The organism is Streptomyces sp. NPDC005202 (genome assembly GCF_040608235.1).
In the GTDB taxonomy this organism is placed as follows: Bacteria; Actinomycetota; Actinomycetes; order Streptomycetales; family Streptomycetaceae; genus Streptomyces.
In genome coordinates this window covers 1-1,016 of record NZ_JBEXHW010000102.1, presented here as the reverse complement: position 1 = coordinate 1,016, position 1,016 = coordinate 1, and the positions used below count along the sequence as shown (strand labels likewise).

General features: G+C 67.6%; 1 pseudogene. It reads right to left on the bottom strand.

The window, feature by feature from the left end:
• Nucleotides 1–22 precede the first annotated feature (22 nt).
• Nucleotides 23–1,016 (bottom strand): annotated as a pseudogene (locus ABZV31_RS38330) (IS5 family transposase); the annotation flags it as partial.

The window sequence follows — 1,016 nt, the reverse complement described above, 5'->3', positions numbered from 1 at the left end:
TAGGGCGCGTATTGAGTCGTGATCAATTGGTGGTCCGGGTGAGGTCCTTGATCCAGATCATTGAGGCGCGCAGGTGGAGGCCGGCGAGGTAGCTGTCCGGGGTCTTGTCGTATCGGGTGGCGATGCCTCGCCAGGCCTTGAGCTTGTTGATCAGGCGCTCGACGGTGTTCCTCTCCTTGTAGAGGTCGGCGTCGTGGCTGACGGGCCGGCCGCCCGTGGAGCCCTTCTTCTTCCGGTTGGCGGCCTGGTCTCTCTTCTCCGGGATCACTGCCTTGATACGGCGTTTCCGCAGGTGTGCCCGGTTGCCGCGCGAGGAGTAGGCCTTGTCCCCGGCGACCGCGTCCGGTCGGGTGCGGGGGCGGCCGACAGGGCCGCGGACCCGGATCTTCCCCAGTACGGGGATGAACTGCGGGCTGTCCGCGGCCTGGCCCGCGGTCAGCAGGAGCGCCAGCGGGCGGCACTTGCGGTCGGCGGCCAGGTGGACCTTGCTGGTCTGCCCGCCCCTGGAGCGTCCCAGGAGGGCGGCCTGCAGCCGGAGTTTTCGCCGACGCCGGATGCGTCGTCGCTCCTCCCGCTCGGGGTCAATCTTGACGTCCTGTCCGTCTTGTTCTTCGAGGCTGCCCCTTTTGACCTGGCCTTCTCCGTCTCGTCGGCAGCCTTCTCCAGTGCGCCGAGGACGTCCTCGCCCAGGTGCATCCCGGCCGCGTCGTGGTGAGCACGCGCGGTGGTGGAGTCGATGCTGACCAGGGACAGATCCACCTCACCCCGCTTCGCCGCTTCCGCGATCAGGCCCTCCAGCAGAGCCTCGAAGACACCGGCGTCACGCCACTGCCGGAAGCGGTTGTGGACGGTTGACCAGGCACCGAACTCCTGCGGCATCTCCCGCCACTGTCCGCCGGTCTTGAACCGCCAGATCACACCCTCGAACTGCTGCCGAAGCCGCTCGGGATACGGGCCGTACTCGCCGATCGGCAGGTACGGCCCGATGAACTCCCATTCCGCATCCGTCAGTTGCA